General features: G+C 67.2%; 11 protein-coding genes. 5 read left to right on the forward strand and 6 right to left on the reverse strand.

All coding sequences use genetic code 11. The features are described from left to right. Positions 1-536: 536 nt before the first annotated feature. From GA0070612_RS18835 to GA0070612_RS18860, 6 genes are all read right to left on the reverse strand, one after another. The gene (locus GA0070612_RS18835; RefSeq protein WP_088989103.1) at positions 537-1,373 is read right to left on the reverse strand and encodes an aldo/keto reductase; all 837 of its coding nucleotides are present in this window, start codon (positions 1,371-1,373) and stop codon (positions 537-539) included. After that, the gene (locus tag GA0070612_RS18840; protein ID WP_197699189.1) at positions 1,370-3,172 is read right to left on the reverse strand and encodes a glycoside hydrolase family 15 protein; all 1,803 of its coding nucleotides are present in this window, start codon (positions 3,170-3,172) and stop codon (positions 1,370-1,372) included. Before GA0070612_RS18840 ends, GA0070612_RS18835 begins: the two co-directional genes overlap by 4 nt. Positions 3,173-3,175: 3 nt before the next feature. Continuing rightward, positions 3,176-3,652: a hypothetical protein gene (locus GA0070612_RS18845; protein ID WP_088989104.1), complete on the reverse strand. Its 477-nt coding sequence runs from the start codon at positions 3,650-3,652 to the stop codon at positions 3,176-3,178. Positions 3,653-3,801: 149 nt separating this feature from the next. Further along, positions 3,802-4,236: a hypothetical protein gene (locus GA0070612_RS18850; protein WP_088989105.1), complete on the reverse strand. Its 435-nt coding sequence runs from the start codon at positions 4,234-4,236 to the stop codon at positions 3,802-3,804. Continuing rightward, on the reverse strand, positions 4,233-6,683 hold the full coding sequence (locus GA0070612_RS18855) for an AAA family ATPase (RefSeq protein WP_088989106.1): 2,451 nt from the start codon (positions 6,681-6,683) through the stop codon (positions 4,233-4,235). The genes GA0070612_RS18850 and GA0070612_RS18855 overlap by 4 nt, the downstream gene beginning before the upstream one ends. A 405-nt stretch (positions 6,684-7,088) precedes the next feature. Next, positions 7,089-7,652, reverse strand: coding sequence for a DUF4352 domain-containing protein (locus tag GA0070612_RS18860; RefSeq protein ID WP_088989107.1), 564 nt, complete (start codon positions 7,650-7,652; stop codon positions 7,089-7,091). Between the two features lie 102 nt (positions 7,653-7,754). Here GA0070612_RS18860 and GA0070612_RS18865 point away from each other — a divergent pair, with 102 nt between their 5' ends. The 5 genes from GA0070612_RS18865 to GA0070612_RS18880 all read left to right on the forward strand — a co-directional run bounded on the left by GA0070612_RS18865 (position 7,755) and on the right by GA0070612_RS18880 (position 17,885). Then, complete coding sequence (locus tag GA0070612_RS18865; protein WP_088989108.1) at positions 7,755-9,659, forward strand: N-6 DNA methylase; 1,905 nt, start codon at positions 7,755-7,757, stop codon at positions 9,657-9,659. Between the two features lie 303 nt (positions 9,660-9,962). Continuing rightward, the gene (locus tag GA0070612_RS18870) at positions 9,963-11,921 is read left to right on the forward strand and encodes a type I restriction-modification system subunit M (RefSeq protein ID WP_231924253.1); all 1,959 of its coding nucleotides are present in this window, start codon (positions 9,963-9,965) and stop codon (positions 11,919-11,921) included. Positions 11,922-12,011: 90 nt separating this feature from the next. Beyond that, positions 12,012-12,542: a restriction endonuclease subunit S gene (locus GA0070612_RS31520; protein WP_157742543.1), complete on the forward strand. Its 531-nt coding sequence runs from the start codon at positions 12,012-12,014 to the stop codon at positions 12,540-12,542. A 63-nt stretch (positions 12,543-12,605) separates the two neighbouring features. Continuing rightward, positions 12,606-14,756 carry a GmrSD restriction endonuclease domain-containing protein gene (locus GA0070612_RS18875; RefSeq protein ID WP_231924663.1) on the forward strand — a complete coding sequence of 717 codons (2,151 nt, stop codon included), beginning with the start codon at positions 12,606-12,608 and terminating at the stop codon, positions 14,754-14,756. Positions 14,757-14,927: 171 nt separating this feature from the next. After that, on the forward strand, positions 14,928-17,885 hold the full coding sequence (locus GA0070612_RS18880; protein WP_088989111.1) for a type I restriction endonuclease subunit R: 2,958 nt from the start codon (positions 14,928-14,930) through the stop codon (positions 17,883-17,885). Positions 17,886-17,968 lie beyond the last annotated feature (83 nt).

The raw sequence follows: 17,968 nt of genomic DNA on the forward strand, positions 1-17,968 counted from the left end.
GCACCGCGTCATAGGTCGCCAACGCCACGTACGCCCACAGCCGGCCCTGATCCGCCTCGGACAGCGACTCGACGTAGAGGTACTCGACGTACTCCTTCTTCGACTCGTCCTCGCCGGTCCACGGCGGCGGCTTGGCCGCGAGCAGCTCACAGCCACCCTCGGCGGCCCGGCGGTACTCGGCCACCGGGAAACCCTCCGGCAGGACACCCTCGTCGTACCCGACGGCCAGGGCGCTCAACAGCCCGAGCACCGCCGCCGGATCCGGGGTGGCCGCATCGCCGAGCATCTCCAGCAGGAACGGCACCGCGTACGCGCTCGCCTCGAACCGGGTGCCCTGGTGGAACACGTTGGTGTAGAGGTCGCCCAGGGCCTCGTCCCGGGTGGCCTGATCGGGGGAGAGCAGGGCGCGCAGTTGGCCGGGCACGTCGTCGGCCGCCCCGTAGGCGTGGCCCAGCCGCGCCCAGTCGATGTCGTCAAGTCCGTCGAGCACGCCCCATGCTCTCCCGACCCCCTGACCATTCGGTGCGGTGGGTCGGTCAGAACTCCTCGTACACCGCGGGGTCCTGATCGGAGAGCCGACCGTCCGGGCGGCCCAGCGCGGTGATGGCCTCGACCTGCGCGTCGGTGAGCGTGATGCCGAAGACGTCGAGGTTCTCGACCTGCCGCTGCGGCGACGCGGCCTTGGGCAGCGGGATCACCTGGCGGGCCACGTGCCAGGCCAGGATGGTCTGCGCCGGGCTGACGCCGTGGGCGTTCGCGATCTCCACGATGACGGGGTGCCGCTTCAGGTCGTTGCCGTGGCCGAGCGGGCTCCAACCCTGCACCAGGATCCCCTGCTCCCGGTGGTAGTCGAGCGCCTCCTGCTGCGGGAAGTACGGGTGCACCTCGATCTGGTTGACCACCGGGGCCACCCCGGTCTCGGCCACCAGCCGCTCGATATGCTCCGGCAGGAAGTTGGAGAGCCCGATGTGCCGCACCAGACCGCGCTCGCGCGCCTCGATCAGCGCCCGCCACGCCTGCACGTACAGGTCTTCCTTGGGGTTCGGCCAGTGGATCAGGTACAGGTCGACGTGGTCGAGGCCGGTGCGGAAGACACTCTCCTCGATGGTGGTCAGCGCCTCGTCGTAGCGGTGGTGCCGCCCCGGCAGCTTCGAGGTGACGATCACCTCGTCCCGCACGTCACCCGCCGAACGGGCGGCCCGACCGACCGCGCCCTCGTTCTCGTAGTTCACCGCCGAGTCGAGCAACCGGTAACCCGCCCGGATGGCGTGTCCGATCGCGTCGACGCCCGCCGACCCGTTCAGCTGGTACGTGCCGAGCCCGATCGCCGGCAGGGCGGTGCCGTCGGCAGCCGTCAGATGGGGAATCGTCATGATCGGAACCCTACCCGCGTGGGGGCGTCCCGGATGGCGAGCGCGGCCTGGATCAACGCGGCGTGCGTCAGCGTCTGGGGGTAGTTGCCGAGGTGGGCACCCGTCGTCGGATCCACCTCCTCGGCGTAGAGACCGAGTGGGCTGGCGTAATCGACAACGGCCTGGAACAGCTCGACGGCCTCGCGGCGACGCCCGGTGCTGGCCAGCCCCTGCGCGAGCCAGAACGAGCAGGGCAGGAAAGCGCCCTCGGTGCCGGGGAGCCCGTCCCGTCCAGGCGGGTAGCGGTAGAGCAGCGGGCCGCCGGCGGACAGTCGCTCCCGGATGGCGTCGATGGTGCCGCGTACCCGGGGCGAATCGGTCGGGTCCACACCGAGCAGCGGCAGGACGAGCAGCGCCGCGTCGAGATCCGGGGACCCGTAGGTGCGGACGTAGCTAGCCACCGTCGGGTCGAAGCCGCGCGTGCGGACCTCACCGGCGATGGCATCCCGGGCCTCCTGCCAGCGTCGACGTTGCCGCTCCCGCAGGGGGTGCGTGTCCGCGATGGCCAGGGCGCGGTCCAGGGCGAGCCAGCCCATGAGCTTGGAGTGGACGTGTTGGGCGGGCTCCCGGGCCTCCCAGATACCGGCGTCGGGCTCCCGCCAACAGCGGGCGACCACGTCGGCGAAGCCGCGTACCGCCCGCCACGTCTCGGCGTAGAGGCGGTGTCCGGACTGGGCGAACGCCCAGGCGGCGTCGATCACCCAGCCGTACCCGTCGAGCTGGTGTTGGCGGGCGGCGTCGTTGCCCGAGCGCACCGGAAGACTGTCGAGGTAGCCCGGCCAACCGGGCAGTTCCCGTTCCGTCGGCACATGCCGGCCGTGCACTGTGAGCAGCGCCGGCAGGCGTGGCCGCTGCAACCGGCTGGCGTGCAGCAGCCACGAGAGGAAGAGACGTGCCTCGTCGGACTTGCCGACGCTGAGGAAGGCGCTGACGCCGATGCTGGCGTCACGGGGCCAGACGTAGCGGTAGTCCCAGTTCCGTACCCCACCTGGCTCCTCGGGCAACGACGTGGTCGGCGCGGCCACCGGCGCTCCGGAGGGCGAGTAGGTCAGCAACCGCAAGGTGAGCAGGCTTCGCACGACGTGGTCCCGGAACGGCAGCCGCTCGTCGATCTCCGCGACCCAGGCCCGCCACCGCGCCTCGTCCTCGGCGAGCAGGTCCCACGCGGCCGTCGGCTCGACGTGGATCACCGGTTCGCGGTGGGCCACGGCCAGGACGAGAGTGACCGGACGGTCCGGCGTGACCACGATCGCGAGGGGTCGACCCGGTTCGACTCTGAACGCGGGAGTGCTGTTCAGCGCGACCGCGAGCGCCCCCCACTCGCAGACGAGGCCGTGGCGTCGGTGTTGCGCCCGAGGCCGACGGTGCCGTACGCCAAGACGGGGATCGAATTCCACGACCGCGTCGACGGTCGCCTGCTCCGCCGTCAGCCGTCGCACGATCAGCGTCGTGGGCAGCAGCCGACCGCTGACTTCGGCCACCATCGCCTCCGTGAGGCGCAGCCGGCCGCCGCCCACCGCCCAGGTGGTCTCCAGGGTGGCGGTGTGCTGCCGGTACCGCCGTTCGACGACGGTGGCCGGCCCGGCCGGGCCGACCCGGAACGTTCCGGCGTCCGGGCCCCCGACCAGTCGGCCGAACAGGGGATCGCCGTCGAAGCGCGGTACGCAGAGCCAGTCCATAGCGCCGTCACTCGCCACCAGGGCGGCCGTACGCGTGTCGCCCAGCAGACCGTAGTCGCTGATCTTCGGCCGGTCAGTCACGAGTCACCTGGGTTGCAGGAGCAGCCCGAGACAGACCCCGTAGACGAGGTGGACGACAGCCGTGACCAGCGGGGTCTGGATGCCGTAGTTGAGCGCGAACAGCCCGGGCGGCTCCAACACCGCCGTGCTGGTCGGCCCCGCCCGCTGCGAGGCCATGCGCGGGTGGACACCAGGCAGCAGCGGCAGAATCACCGTCAACGCGATCCCGACGTGCACGATCCCGAGCAGCGCCCCGATCCACCAGTCCGCGCGGTGCAACAGCGCGAACGTGGCCGCGTACCCCAGGGCGAAACCCTGACCGGTGCCGAGGTGGAGGAAGAACCCGACGACCCGGGCCCGGTCGGGATCTCCGGTGAGGAAGGCCCCGAGCACCAGAGGAAGGTCGAGCCGGGTGAGACCGGCCAGCTGGGCGGTGATCATCGCCGCGGTGAGCGCCGCGGTGGCGACCAACCCGAACAACGCCCATCCGGCCCAGTCCATCTCAGCAGTCGTCGACGTCGCGGGCGTTATCGATCATCGGTCCACCCCTCGACTGAACAGCGGGCAATCCACGGCCCGGCCGCCCACCGGGCGTCCGGTTTATCACCATAAGCCACTGGCCCTGTTCGGCTGACCTGCTCGCCCAGACATCAGGTGACGAGTTGGCGGCGGGGCGGGGTCAGCGGTCCGGTCTTTGCAGGCGGCTCAAGTCGCGCGAGCAGGGTGCTCACCTCGGTGTGCAGCCGCCGCAGCTCCGCCGCCGTGGGGGCCAGGTCGTAGCAGTGGTGGTGGGTGGCGGCGGAGAGGCTCGCCCAGGCGAACGCCGCCCGGCGGGCGGTCTCGGTGCCCGGGCCGAGCCGACCGCGCAGCATCAACTGCTTCGCACGGCCCTGCCGGCACGCCGCCACCGTCGGCTTCACCCGCCGCCAGTAGGCGTCGATGCCGCCTTCGAGGGCGAGCCGGATCAGGCAGGCGCAGGCCCGGGGCCACCAACCGGCGCTCACCGCCACGGCACCGAGCACACCGGACCCGCGCAACAACTGGTCGGCCGCAGCCAGGCAGCGCTGCGGCGTCGGCGCGGTCACGACAACGCCGCCGCGAGGAGGCGGACGTCCGCGACGAGTCCGGGCAGGTCCGCCAGGTACGCCCCGTGTACGCCCTCCCGACACGCCTGGTAGGCGTTCACCGCCCGTCGTCCGTGCCGGCGGCCGAGCCAGCCGAGCACGTCGCCGCCCTTCTCGGCGTCGTCGAACGCCGCCAGAGCGACGGTGGTGGCGACCCGCCGGGATGCGTCCTCGATGGCCGCCTCGATGTCGGCGTGCGGGACGCCCCGCGCCACCCGGGTCCGCCACACCGCCCGGTGGCAGGCCGCCTCCAGAGCGGAGCGGCACAGCTCGGCGACCACCGGCCCGCGTACCTCGGCGGGGATCTCGTCGTTGCGCGCCAACGCGTGCGCGTCGTCCAGGTAGCGCGTCACCGGGTCGGAGCCGGGCCGCAACGTCACCACCGACTGCTCCGCCCGGGTCACCTCGATGATTCGGGCGTCGCCGAGGCCGAGCCGGGTGACCGCGTCGGGCAGGCGGGTGTCGTGGGTGAACACCACCACCTGCCGGTCCTCGGCCAACTCGGCGAGCACCCGGGCGAGACCGTCCACCTTCGACGGGTCCATGCTCTGCACCGGGTCGTCGACGACGATGAACCGGAACGGGCTCTCCGGAGCGCAGCTGCGCGGCAGGAACGTGGCCAGCCCGAGCGCCTGCATCTCACCCTGACTCATCACACCCAGCGCGGTGCCGTTGTCGGCGCCGTCCACGCTGACCGGGAACACGACCCGCCGCCGGGTGTTCACCCCTTCCAGGGTCATCGCACCCAGCTCGACGTTGCTCTCCTGCCGCAGCTGCGCCCAGATCCGCTGCGAGTGCCCGGCGAACGGCGCCACCCGCTCGTTGCGGATCTCCGCACCGACGCCCTTCAGCCACGCGCGCGCGGCCTTCAACCGGGCCACTGTCGCCTCCCGCGCCGCAAGCCCGTCGGCGGCGGCCACCCACTCGCGCACGTCGGCCGCCGCGGCCCGCCAACCGGTGTCGCGCTGCCGCAGGAACCCCTCGGCGTACGCGCGGGCCGCGTCCGCCGCCGCCACCACCGCCGGGTACCGCGCGGCGAGGTGGTCAGCCAGGTCAGCAGGCTTTCCGGGTACGCGCCGAAGCGCGGCAACGGCGTCGTGCAGCGCGTCGACCGACGTCTCCGACCCCGGGCTCTCGGGCACCGCGAGGTCCTCGATCAGGTGGTGCGCCTGCCGCAGCAGAGCGGTGAGCCGAGTTGTCGCCGTCTGGGCGGCGACGCTGCGCTGCCGCAGCTCGGTGAGCGACTGAGCGGCGGCGGCACGCCACCCACCGTCGAGGGTGCCGGTAGCGCAAACCGGACACGACCCGTCGCCCTCGTCCTCGTGGTGTTCGAGGGCGAGGCGGAGCAGTTCGGCGCTGCGCAACGCGGCCCGGGACCGGTCACCGTCGTACCGCAGGGCTTCGCCCGCAGCCTCCCGCAGCTGACCGGCCAGCCGGGTCACCTCGTCGACCGGCGGCGGGGCGACGTCGGCGAGTTCCCGGCAGAGCAGCACCTCCCGGTCGGTGGTCGCCTCGTCCGGCTCGTCGAGGATCGCCGTCACCGCGCCGAGGTCGACGGCGCCCCGCCCGCGCAGCAGCGCGGCGGTCCGTCGGGCCCGGTCGTCGGCGATGTCGCTGAGCGCGTTGGCCAGGGCGGCACGCTGTCCGCGTACCTCCTTGATGGTCGTGTCGTGCGGCCGGGCGGCGCGCAGCAGACGCTGGTCGGCGTCGGTGAGCGCGTCCAGCCCGAGGATCGCGAAGAGCGCGTCGAAGAGCTGGCTCTGCGTGCCGGCGGCGAGCTTGCCCAGCTCGGCGGCGGTGAGGAACGGCCGGTACAGCTCCAAAGGGCGGGCGAGACCCAACTCGGACAGGCCGGTGTGCCGCCCCCGGGCGCTGGTGACCGTCACTTCGGCATCGGCCAGCTCGGCCCCGACCGGCCAGGCCCGGTGCACCCGGGTCGGCGTGGCCACCCCGTCGACGCGCAGCTCCACGTCGACCCAGCACGGGTCCGGGTTGTGCAGGTTGCGCCACCCCGTACGCCAGACGCTCGTCTTGTCCGCCCACCGGGCGCTGTCACCGGTCAGGGCGAGCTCGACGGCCTCGGCGAAGCTGGACTTGCCGGAGCCGTTGCGGCCCACGACCAGTGTGAGGCCCGGACCGGGGTCGACCTGGAGGGTCCGCTCCGGGCCGACGCCACGGAACCCGGCGACGGTCACCGACTTCAACCAGATGCGCTCCGCCGGACCGTCGTCGGTGGGGGAGCGCGGGTCGAGCCGGGTGGGAGTGCCGGCGAGCGCCGCGGTCAGGTCGTCGTCGCTGGTCAGCGCGGCGAGGACGAGCTCGGCGGTCTCGGTCGGGACATCGTCGTTGGCGAGCCGGTCGAAGATCAGGTCGATCAGGGGTGTGGTGGGCTGCGGAGGCTCGGTCATTGTCGTCTCCAGGCGTGTGGTGTCCGCGGGACGACGGCTGGTCGGCCCGCCCGGGGGAGCGGTGGATGTCGGTGCTTCGGTTCAACGGGCGGGGCGCCACTCGCCGCGTGGTGGGGCGGCCGTCGTCAACGCAGCCCGCGAGTGCCGTGGCCAGCAGGGCAGTGGTGAGGAGCGCGCCGGAGGAGCGGACCGTGGGGCGCAGGTGGATGGTCCGGGTGATGGTGCCGTACGGCAGGGAGGTCCGCGGCCCAGGGCCAGTCGGACGCGTGGTGGGAGTCAGACGCTGTGGAGCTGATGACGCAGACGAGTCAGCCAGAGGCGGTCAAGACGATCTACGGGGCTGACTGTCCTGTGTGAACAGCCGGGACGGATCGTCCAGACCCGCCCCGGGCTACGGGGGAGAGGTCAGCTGAGGGTGACGTCGACGCCGCCGGAGAACGGCGAGTCGTGCAGCTCGAGCTTGGTGAGCTTGACGTTCTTCGGAATGTCGAAGACGACGACGCCCGTCACCTGGTTGCCGGGGTTGACGTCGTTGAGGAACGTCTCGGCGTTCTTGTTGGCGTAGATCGCCGCGCCGGTGTCGGCGGAGTACTCGGTGCCGTCGGCCGCGTACGCCTTCTGGCTGCTGCCGTCGAACATCTGCGCTTCCTTGCCGATGTTCTTCACGTTGACCGTGACCAGGCAGAACTGGCCCTGCGCCTTCTGGTCGAGCGGGGAGCTGCCGACCTTGGCGACGCCGCACTTGGACGACTTGACCGTGAACTCGAACTTCCCGTCCCGGGCCGGCTGCCCGATCTTGGCGGTCGCCGGCTTCTCCTCGGTCTTGGCGTCGCCCTTGTCGTCGGTGGAGCTGCCCGCCTTGACGCCGCCCTCGTCACCGCTGGAGTTCGCCTTGTCGGCGGCACCGGAGCCGCAGCCCAGGGCGATGAGGCCGGTGGCGAGCAGAGCGAGAGTGGTGGTCTTGCGCATCGTTGTCCTCCTGTTGTGAGCGTTGCGGGGTCAATAAGAGCATCGTCCGACAACTGTGTCAACAGACAATCTCGTGCTTGACAGATGTGCGAAGCTTTCGGCGTGCAGGAGAACCCGACCATCACGGCAGCGGAGATCGCCCGGCTCGCCGGCGTCGGTCGCGCCGCGGTCAGCAACTGGCGTAAACGGCACCCCGACTTCCCTGCCCCGGTGGGCGGGACGACGGCGAGCCCGGAGTTCGACCTGATCCAGGTCGAGCAGTGGCTACGCGCCCAGGGCAAGCTCCCCGAGCTGGCCACCGCCGACCGGCTCTGGCGACACCTCGCCGCGGCCAGCGAGACCCCGGCCGCCGGCCTCGCCGCCGTCGGCGCTTTCCTCCTGGCCCGACAGCGCGGATCTCGAACCGGCCAGCCCGACGCCCACCTCGCGCCCCTGATGACCGACATCGTCGAACTCGCCGACGAGTTGGGCCCGCAGGGCGCGTTCGACGAGCTGTGGCAGCGGTTCTCCGCACCAGGCCCCGGCCGCCCCTTCGCCACACCCGACGACCTCGCCGACCTGATGATCGGGCTCGCCAACGTCGGCGGCGGCTCAGTGCTCGACCCAGCCGCCGGCTCCGGCGCCATCCTGCGGGCCGCCGTCCGCGCCGGCAGCACCTCGGTCTACGGGCAGGAGCTCGACGACGGCCTGGCCCGGCTCGCCGGGCTGTGGCTGGCCCTGCACGACGTACCCGGGGAGGTCAGCACCGGGGACTCGCTGCGCGCCGACGCCTTCGCCGGCCGCGCCGTCGACGCCGTCGTCTGCCACCCACCGTTCGGCGCCACCAACTGGGGCGACGACGAACTCGGCCACGACCCCCGCTGGATCGTCGGCACCACACCCCGCACCGAACCAGAGCTGGCCTGGGTGCAGCACGCCCTGGCCCACCTGCGCGTCGGCGGGCACGCCGTCCTGCTGATGCCACCCACCGTCGCCAGCCGCCGCGCCGGCAAACGCATCCGCGGCGAACTGCTCCGCCGAGGTCATTTGCGCGCTGTCATCGCGCTCCCACCGGGAGTGGCGGCACCGCACGGCGTACCCCTGCACCTGTGGGTGCTGCGACGCGCCGCGACGGACGCACCGCCACCGGCGCGGGCGCTACTGATCGACGCCGCCGGCGGCGACCTGACCGACACCGGGCCCCGCGTGCTGGCCGCGTGGCGGGACTTCGCCGACGCGCCCGACGGCGACGTCGAGGAGGCCGGCTTCGCCCGTGCGGTCCCGGTCATCGAGCTGCTCGACGAGGACGTCGACCTCACCCCCGCACGCCGGCAACCCGCCGTCGTGGGCGAGGCATCGGGCGAGCATCTGGCACGCACCAGAGAACGACTCGCCGCCATCGTCGGCGAGCTGCCGGGACTGCTGCCGCAGGTCACAACCGCGCCCGACGGACCGGACGGTCTCTTCCTCACAGTGGGGGAGTTAGCGAAGACCGGCGCTCTCCAACTGATCGGCCCGGTCCGTGCCGGCACGTCCACACCAGCACCCCACGGGCCGCCTGTGCTCACCGTTCAGGACGTGCTCGCCGGACTAGACGCGTCCGGGCGCGTCGATGATCGGTTCGGGCAGGAGATTCCCCTGGCTGTCGGGGACGTGGTGGTGCCGATGATCGCGCGGCAGCTCACCGCGCGGGTGGTGACCGCTGAAGGGGCGCTTCTGGGGCGCAATCTCTATCTCCTGCGGCCGAACGCTGCGGCACTGGATCCGTGGTTCCTGGCTGGTCAGCTGCGGACGTCGGCCAATGAGAAACAGTCGTCGAGCCTGTCGGGGACGATGCGGTTCGACATCCGACGGGCGCAGGTGCGGCGCCTGTCGCTGGACGAGCAGCGAGTTCATGGCGACGCCTTCCGACGCCTCGACGCCTTCGAGTCGGCGATCCGGCAGGCTGCCACGCTCGGGGCGGAGCTGGCGCAGCTGACCGCCGACGGGTTGGCGCGTGGATCGATCCGGCCGGACGCGACGAGATGACCCGGGACCGCCTTGCCCACTCGCCTGCAGTCTGGCCGGAATGTCGTCGGATATCCGACGGCGGCGCAGTGTTTCAGTGACATAGGCGGAAACCTGGCGGGCCGGAGCTCATCCAGCCGCGCGCCACGTCATCAGGGACAGAGATGGTCACACGCCGACTCATGCTCGCGAACCTAGCGAGACGCAAACCCTCCGCCAGCGACGACCCGCTGACACTCGGTTGATCATCTCCACCGAGTGGGGGACCCCGACGACGCGGACCAGCGGCAATACTCCTGACTTAAGGCAATCGAAAGGAAACTGGTGAGTACCAAGCACCAAGAGCTCGCGAACTTCATCTGGTCGGTCGCCGACCTGCTCCGCGGCGACTACAAGCAGTCCGAGTACGGCCGGGTGATCCTTCCCCTGACCGTGCTGCGTCGGCTGGACTGCGTGCTGGAACCGACGAAGGATGCGGTGCTCGCGCGGCACAAGCAGCTCAAGGACATGGGCGTGCAGAACATGGACCCGGTGCTGCGAAAGACGGCCGGGCTGCCCTTCTACAACACCAGCAAGCGGTCTTTCAAGACGTCCTTTGGAGACCAGGAGCACGTCGCACTCAACCTGCGTGCCTACATCGGCGGCTTCTCGCCGGGCGCGGTCGACGTGCTGGAGAAGTACGGCTTTGACACTCAGATCAGCCGACTCGCAGAGGCTGGGCTGCTCTATCAGGTGGTTGCGAAGTTCGGCGACGTCGACCTGCACCCGGAGGTGGTCTCCAACCACCAGATGGGCTACGTCTTCGAGGACTTGATCCGCCGCTTCTCTGAAATCAGCAATGAAACCGCGGGTGAGCACTTCACCCCGCGCGAGGTCATCAAGCTGATGGTCAACCTGCTCCTCGCGCCCGACGAGGATGAACTCATCACCCCGGGCATCGTTCGGAAGGTCTACGACCCGGCCTGTGGCACTGGCGGCATGCTCAGCGAGGCCCAAGACCACATCCAGGCGCACAACCCGCACGCCACCGTCGAGGTGTACGGCCAGGAGCTAAACGGCGAGACGTACGCGATCTGCCGCTCCGACATGATGCTCAAGGGCGGCGACCCGACGAAGATCGCCTACGGCAACTCCTTCAGCCAGGACGGCCACGAGGACGAGCGCTTCGACTACATGCTGGCCAACCCGCCGTTCGGTGTCGAGTGGAAGAAGGTCGAGCCCGTCATCAAGGCTGAGGCGGCTCGAGGCCACGCTGGCCGGTTCGGTGCCGGCTTGCCCCGGATCAACGACGGCTCGCTGCTCTTCCTCCAGCACATGATCTCGAAGATGAAGCGCCCCGAGGACGGCGGCAGCCGGCTCGCGATCGTCTTCAACGGCTCGCCGCTCTTCACCGGCGCGGCCGGGTCGGGGGAGTCGGAAATCCGCCGCTGGATCCTGGAGAAGGATCTCCTGGAGGGCGTCGTGGCGCTGCCCGACCAGCTCTTCTACAACACCGGCATCTCCACGTACTTCTGGATCCTCACCAACCGCAAGAACCCGGCCCAAGCACGCAAGGTTGTGCTGCTCGACGGCCGCGACTACTGGACCAAAATGCGCAAGAGCCTAGGCGACAAGCGCAAGATGCTCACGGATGACCACATCGCAGAGCTGACCCAGGCATACGTGAACGCGCTGGCCATCGCCGAAGAACCGGAACACCCGCAGCACGCCAAGGTCAAGGTTTTCGCCACCACCGACTTCGGCTACCAGCGGATCACCGTCGAGCGCCCGCTACGCCTGCGCTTCGAGGTCACCGAGGAGACGGTCGCACGGGTTTCCGAGGTGAAGGCCGTTCTGAAGTACGGGGAGCAGGAATCGCTGCTTGCGGCGGCGAAGTCGCTGATCGGAACGTCGTCCAGAAGTCGGGCCGAGTTCGCGATGAAGCTCAACGGGCTGGGGAAGCTGCCGGCAGCAGTGGAGAAGGCGGTTTGGGAGGCGTTCTCGGTCAGCGACCCGGCTGGGGAGGTGCAGACCGACCGGAAGGGCAATCCGCTGCCGGATACGGGTCTGCGCGACTATGAGAACGTCCCGCTGGTCGAGGATATTCGGGACTACCTGATTCGTGACGTGCTGCCGCATGATCCCGACGCTTGGATTGATCACAGCAAGACAAAAGTTGGGTATGAAATACTTATGACCCGCTACTTTTATTCGTACAAGCCTCCCCGGTCAGTAAAGGAGATAGATGCCGAGATTGCGAAGGTGGAATCGGAGATCAAGGTGCTTTTGGGTGGGGTTGGCTAAACTATGGCATGGCAGTTGACAGCGCTTCGAGCGGTTGCGGAAGTCAGTCTGGGGCGGCAGCGATCGCCTCAGCATGCAGCAGGTCCCCACATGACCGCCTACCTCAGGGCGGCGAATGTAAAAGACGGCGCGCTCGATCTATCGGACGTACTTGAGATGAACTTCGATCCTGGCGAACAGGTGGTGTTCAGGCTGTTGCCTGGTGACGTATTAATGACGGAGGGTAGTGGCAGCCGCTCTGTTGTTGGCTCCTCTGCTGTTTGGCAGGGTGAAATCCCTGGAACGGTCTGCTTCCAGAATACGCTTCTGCGTCTCCGCCCAAGATCTGACGTAGTTGATGGTCGATACTTGGCGTGGTGGGCGCGCGGAGCGCATTCTTCGGGCCTCCTAGCCTCGATTGCCGGCGGAGCGAATATCTTTCACCTGGGTGCGGACCGGGTGCGTCAGTTGCCCTTTCAGTTACCTCCGCTTGACGAGCAGAAACGTATCGTCGCTGAACTTGACGAGCAAATTCGCGAAATCGATGCACATGCGGCCCTCCGTCGTCGGCAAGTCGAGCTTCTTGCGGAGAAGCGACGTTCCGTAATCGCCGCCGCCACAGGTATGTCTGATTCCGACTAGGCGGAGCGCGTCTCGATGGCCTGGCTGCATTGGTGAAGAATGACGGGGAACGTAGTGACCGAGATGAACGTGGTTGGTATTGACGGGCGCGGATACAGCGTTCGAGAGCTGTTTGGTAAAAGGTACGGGCTTGAGCATTATCAACGTGAGTATTCGTGGGAACGTAGTCACACGCAAGAGCTATTGTCCGATCTCTCAAGGCGGTTTCTTGCTGAGTGGCGTCCCAATCACGATCGATCTGCTATTCTTGGATACCGCCCCTACTTCTTGGGATCTTTCGTATGTTATCCCTCCGGAGCTGTAAGGAACCTTGTAGATGGCCAGCAGCGATTCACCACTCTGCATCTTCTCCTGATCCTCATGCAGCGCCTATTGGTTGACCAGGGGGAGGCCGACACAGCAACTATGGTCGGTCAGCTCGTAAGCACTTATGCCGTCGGTCGTCGAGAGTATACGATCGACGTGCCGGAGCGGCATGCATGTTTGGAGGCGCTCCGGAACGGGCAATCCTTTGAAGCAACCGCAGGAACGCCAGTTTCGGTGCGAAATTTGTGGGACCGGGCTCAGGACCTCACAGAAGACTTTCCCAACGACCTTCGCGACGACGCCCTGCCATTTTTCGCCGACTGGTTGCTCGATCGGGTCTTCATGGTGGAGATCTCAGCCTATGACCGCGACCACGGCTGGGAGATCTTTGAGACCATGAATGACCGAGGCGCGCGGCTGACGCCTTTGGATCTCCTTAAGAGCTTCCTCCTATCGAACGCTCAAGAGGGCCAAGCCGATTTGAATTCGGAATGGCGGGACATGCTGACGCGATTGAGCGTGTTCGGCGCGCAGGTGCCGAACGACTTTTTCAAGGTTCTGCTGCGTTCAAGGTACGCAGAGGTGGATTCGGGCGATGCAGATCACATTGATCAAGCTTTTCACGAATGGGTGCGCGAGAACCGCGAGCGCATCGGGCTGAGGCGGGGTGAAGACTTTCGGGCGTTCGTCAACCAGGTAGTGGCACCACTTGCGCGGCGCCACGAAGAGTTGCTGATGGCCTCGGCTCGTTACACGCCCGATTTGGGCGCGGTCTTCTTCAACGCCATGAATGGCGTATCTGCCCAACTGCCGCTCATCATGGCGGCCATCCATCCTAGCGATACAAACGAACTCTTCCTCGCCAAAGCATCGCTAATATCTAGCTACCTAGATTTGTTGTACATCCGCAGAGCCGTAAATAACATGTCAGTCCAAGCCCAAGACTTCTTTGATGAAGCAGACCGGTTGCTGCCGGCTGTCCGAAGATCTTCGACCGTAGGCGAGCTTCGGGAGCTCTTGGGCCGGGAAGCCGCCGCAATAGAGCCAGATTTCTCTGCTATTCCCTCTTTTGCTCTCCAGGATAATCGGCGTCAAGTTCGATACCTCCTTGCGAGGCTGACGTCCTATGTTGAGTCGAGTAGCGGCAGGCCTAACGAGGTGGCTCGATACCTTGGCTCCGTTGACGGCGTGCCTTGGGAGGTGGAACATATTTGGGCGAACAAGTTTGAACGGCATCAGAGCGCAGACGTACCCAATGAGCGGCAGTTTCAAAGATGGAGGAACAACATCGGTGGGCTGCTACTGCTTTCTAAGTCGGACAATGCCAGCTTCGGAGCCGATAAATACGATGTAAAGCTAGAGTTTTATCGGCAGCGTAACCTGCTTGCTGCCTCGCTTCACGCCCTCTGCTATCGACGCAATCCTTCCTTCGTTCAGTTCCTCAAGACTGCGGGACTAGAGTCACAGTTCGTCTCGTATGCCACTGGTTTTGATGTATCTGCTATCAAGCAGCGCGCACATTTGTACCGCGCTCTATGTGAGCGTGTGTGGGATATCGAAAAGCTCGGCTTCCGGCCGCCGTCAGTCGTGATCCCGCCTCAGCGACGTCGCAGTCGTGCAAGCTATAAGGTAACCTTGGCGCAGCTTATTCAGCATGGTTTCGTTTCTAGAGGTTCAAGGATCGTCGGAACCAGCAAGGGTTCCAGGTACGAAGCGCAGATTGTAAGAGATGGCCGCATCGCGTTGGAAGATGGACGTGTTTTCGACTCGCTATCGAATGCTGGTAGCTCTGTTCTCGGTCGTCAATCTTGTAATGGCTGGACGTTTTGGTATATCGAAGCGAGTGGTGGCTGGGTACCGCTCGCGCAGATCCGGCGCGTAGCGATGGAAAAGGGAATCCTCGAGTGATTCACTTCGTGAGCGCTGCGGAATACTCTCCGGGCGCGGGATCCGAGCAGGGATACGGAGGTGGCTTTGGTGGTTGCGGCCGATCGCGAGCGCGCCTTTGAGGCCGGTATAGAGCGTGCAGTTTCCGATTCTGGGTGGTCGCTCGGGACCGCCAGCAACTATGTTCGTCAGATGGGGCTAGATACCGCTGAGCTACTCGCATTCATTGGGGCGACTCAGTCGGACCAGTGGGCCAAGTTGCTGGCCTACCACGGGAACAACCCCGACGAGGCGCAGCGGCACTTCGCCCAGCACCTTGCCAAGCAGATCGACGAGCGCGGCCCCCTGGACGTCCTCCGCCGTGGCGTCAAGGACAAGGGCGTCCTCATCCGGCTCGCCTACTTCAAGCCCGCCCACGCCATCACAGACGACGCACTGAAGCTCTACCGCGCCAACCGCCTCACCGTCACCCGCCAGCTCGCCTACTCGACCAGCAACAACAACACCCTCGACCTGGTCCTCTTCGTCAACGGCATCCCGCTCGCCACGGCCGAGCTGAAGAACCCGCTCACCGGCCAGACCGTCGAGGATGCCAAGAAGCAGTACCGCGAGACCCGCGACCCGAAGGAACTGCTCTTCGCTCGGCGTACCCTCGTGCACTTCGCCGTGGATCCCGACCTGGTCTTCGTCACGACGAAGCTGGCGGGGAAGAAGACCTGGTTCCTGCCCTTCAACACCGGGTCGGACGGGCCGGGCGTCTCCGGCGGTGCCGGCAACCCGCCGGCTGGCGCATCCGGTTACCGAAGCTCCTACCTCTGGGAGCAGATCTGGCAACCGGACACGTGGATGGACCTAATCCGGCGGTTCCTGCACACCGACAAGGAATCCAAGGCGCTAATCTTCCCGCGCTACCACCAGTGGCATGCGGTCACACAGCTCACCGATCACGCTGCCCGCAACGGATCAGGCCACAACTACCTGGTGATGCACTCGGCCGGGTCGGGCAAGTCGAACACCATCGCCTGGCTGGCACACCGGCTCTCCAGCCTGCACACCGCGCCCGCGCTAGATGATGACGCTCGGGCCAAGGGGTTGCGCCTCAACGAGCCGGTCTTCGATAAGGTCATCATCATCACCGACCGGGTGGTGCTGGACCGGCAGTTGCAGGACACCGTCTTCCAGTTCGAGCATGTGCCGGGCGTGGTGCAGCGGATCGACAAGGACTCCGCACAACTCGCCGCCGCCCTCCAGGGCGAGACGGCCAAAGTCGTCATCACCACCATGCAGAAATTCCCCTACATCCTCAACCAGGTGCAGGGGCTTCGCGGGAAGCGGTTCGCGGTCATCGTCGACGAGGCGCACTCGTCGCAGTCCGGTGACTCGGCCGCGGCGTTGAAGAAGGTGCTGCTCAAGCTCGGCAGTGACGACGTGGACGAGTCGGGTGACCTGCTCACCGCGTCGGCGCTGGCCCGGGGCCGGCACGAGACGCTGTCGTACTTCGCATTCACCGCCACGCCGAAGCCGAAGACCCTTGAGCTCTTCGGCACGCCGCACCCGGTCACCGGCAACCCGCAGCCGTTCCACACGTACTCGATGCGGCAAGCCATCGACGAGGGCTTCATCCTCGACGTGCTGCGCAATTACCTGACCTACAAGTCGTACTGGAAGCTGGCCAACGCTAACCCCGACGACCCCGAGGTCGATCCGAAAAAGGCCGGTGCCCAGCTCGCCCGCTTCGCCAGTCTGCACCCCACGATGCAGGCACAGAAGGCCGAGATCATCGTCGAGCACTTTCGGAAGCACACCGCGCCGCGCCTGGGCAACCGCGCCAAGGCCATGGTCGTCACCAGCACCCGCGAGGCCGCCGTCCGCCTACACGCCGCCATCAAGAAGTACGTCGAGATGCAGGGCTACGTCGGCTGCGACTCCCTGGTCGCCTTCTCCGGCGACCTTGAGGTTGACGGCGTCGAGCACACCGAAGCGCGGAGCAACGGGTTCAGCGAGGGCGAGCTGCCCGAGCGGTTCGCCTACACCTCCGCCGACGACAAGCATGCCGGCACGCCCAAGGCCAAGCAGGACGTCGAGTACAAGATCCTGGTCGTCGCCGAGAAGTACCAGACTGGCTTCGACCAGCCGCTGCTCACCACGATGTACGTGGACAAGCTGCTCAAGAACGTAGCCGCGGTGCAGACCCTCTCCCGGCTCAATCGGACCCACCCGCTCAAGGCGCAGGGTGACGTCTTCGTCCTCGACTTCGTCAACGAGGCCGGCGACATCGCCGAGCAGTTCAAGCCGTACTTCGAGACCGCCGCCACCACCCCCACGGACCCCAACCTGCTCTACACCGCCCAAAACGGGGTGACGGCCTACCCGGTCCTGGTCAACTCGGAGATGCAGGCGTACGTCGAAGCTCTGCTCGCCACCGAGCAGAAGGCAACCAGCGACACCGCACTTCAGCGGGCACACGGCGCCCTCTACCGCTTCACGGAGCCGGCCGTGCAGCGCTTCAACGCCCTGGCCGCCGACGACGCCGAGGCCGCGGACACCTTCCGGGCCGCGCTGCGCGACTACACCCGGATGTACGCGTTCCTCAGTCAGGTCGTGCCGTACCACGACGAGGACCTGGAGCGGCTCTATCTGTACGGGCGGGCACTGCTAAACCGGCTACCCCGCCGGCAGGATCCAAGCGTCGACATCGGTGAGGTGCAGCTGACCCACTTGCGGGTCAGCAAGACCGGCGAACATGACGCGTCGCTGTCGCCCGAGGGCGAGCAGATGCTGCCGGGTTTCCTCGGCGGGGCAGCGGGCGGGCAGCGCGACCTGGAGAAGGTCGTGTTGTCCGAGCTGATCGATGCGTTCAACGACCGGTTCGGCATCGGTCTGGGCGAGTCGGACAAGGTCTGGGTCGAGCAGCAGATCGTCGCGCTCGCCGAGGACGGCACCCTCGAAGCCGCCGCGATGGTCAACGACGAGAGCAACTTCGGTGTTGTCTGCGACAAGCGCATCGAGGACGTAATCCTGTCCCGCCACGACGACAACGGCAAGCTGATGCAGCGCTATCTGGACGATGACAGCCTGCGCTCGCAACTGAACCAGTTCGCCCGCCGGCAGGCATACCAGATGATCCGCCGCCGCAAGGGCATCGCCTGAGCGCTCAGGCTCGACGCCTATCGCGAGCTGAATGACTTGTACGGTGGCAGGCACTAGCAGCATCGACAGTGGCAATTGGCCGC

Origin of the sequence: Micromonospora chokoriensis (assembly GCF_900091505.1) — a bacterium.
GTDB lineage: Bacteria > Actinomycetota > Actinomycetes > Mycobacteriales > Micromonosporaceae > Micromonospora > Micromonospora chokoriensis.

What these genes read in the sequence shown, in the direction of transcription:
- GA0070612_RS18835 (WP_088989103.1), bottom strand. Translation starts at nt 1,373, where the DNA reads ATGACGATTCCCCATCTGACGGCTGCCGACGGCACCGCCCTGCCGGCG.
- GA0070612_RS18845 (WP_088989104.1), bottom strand. Translation starts at nt 3,652, where the DNA reads ATGGACTGGGCCGGATGGGCGTTGTTCGGGTTGGTCGCCACCGCGGCG.
- GA0070612_RS18855 (WP_088989106.1), bottom strand. Translation starts at nt 6,683, where the DNA reads ATGACCGAGCCTCCGCAGCCCACCACACCCCTGATCGACCTGATCTTC.
- GA0070612_RS18860 (WP_088989107.1), bottom strand. Translation starts at nt 7,652, where the DNA reads ATGCGCAAGACCACCACTCTCGCTCTGCTCGCCACCGGCCTCATCGCC.
- GA0070612_RS31520 (WP_157742543.1), top strand. Translation starts at nt 12,012, where the DNA reads ATGACCGCCTACCTCAGGGCGGCGAATGTAAAAGACGGCGCGCTCGAT.
- GA0070612_RS18875 (WP_231924663.1), top strand. Translation starts at nt 12,606, where the DNA reads ATGAACGTGGTTGGTATTGACGGGCGCGGATACAGCGTTCGAGAGCTG.
- GA0070612_RS18880 (WP_088989111.1), top strand. Translation starts at nt 14,928, where the DNA reads ATGGGGCTAGATACCGCTGAGCTACTCGCATTCATTGGGGCGACTCAG.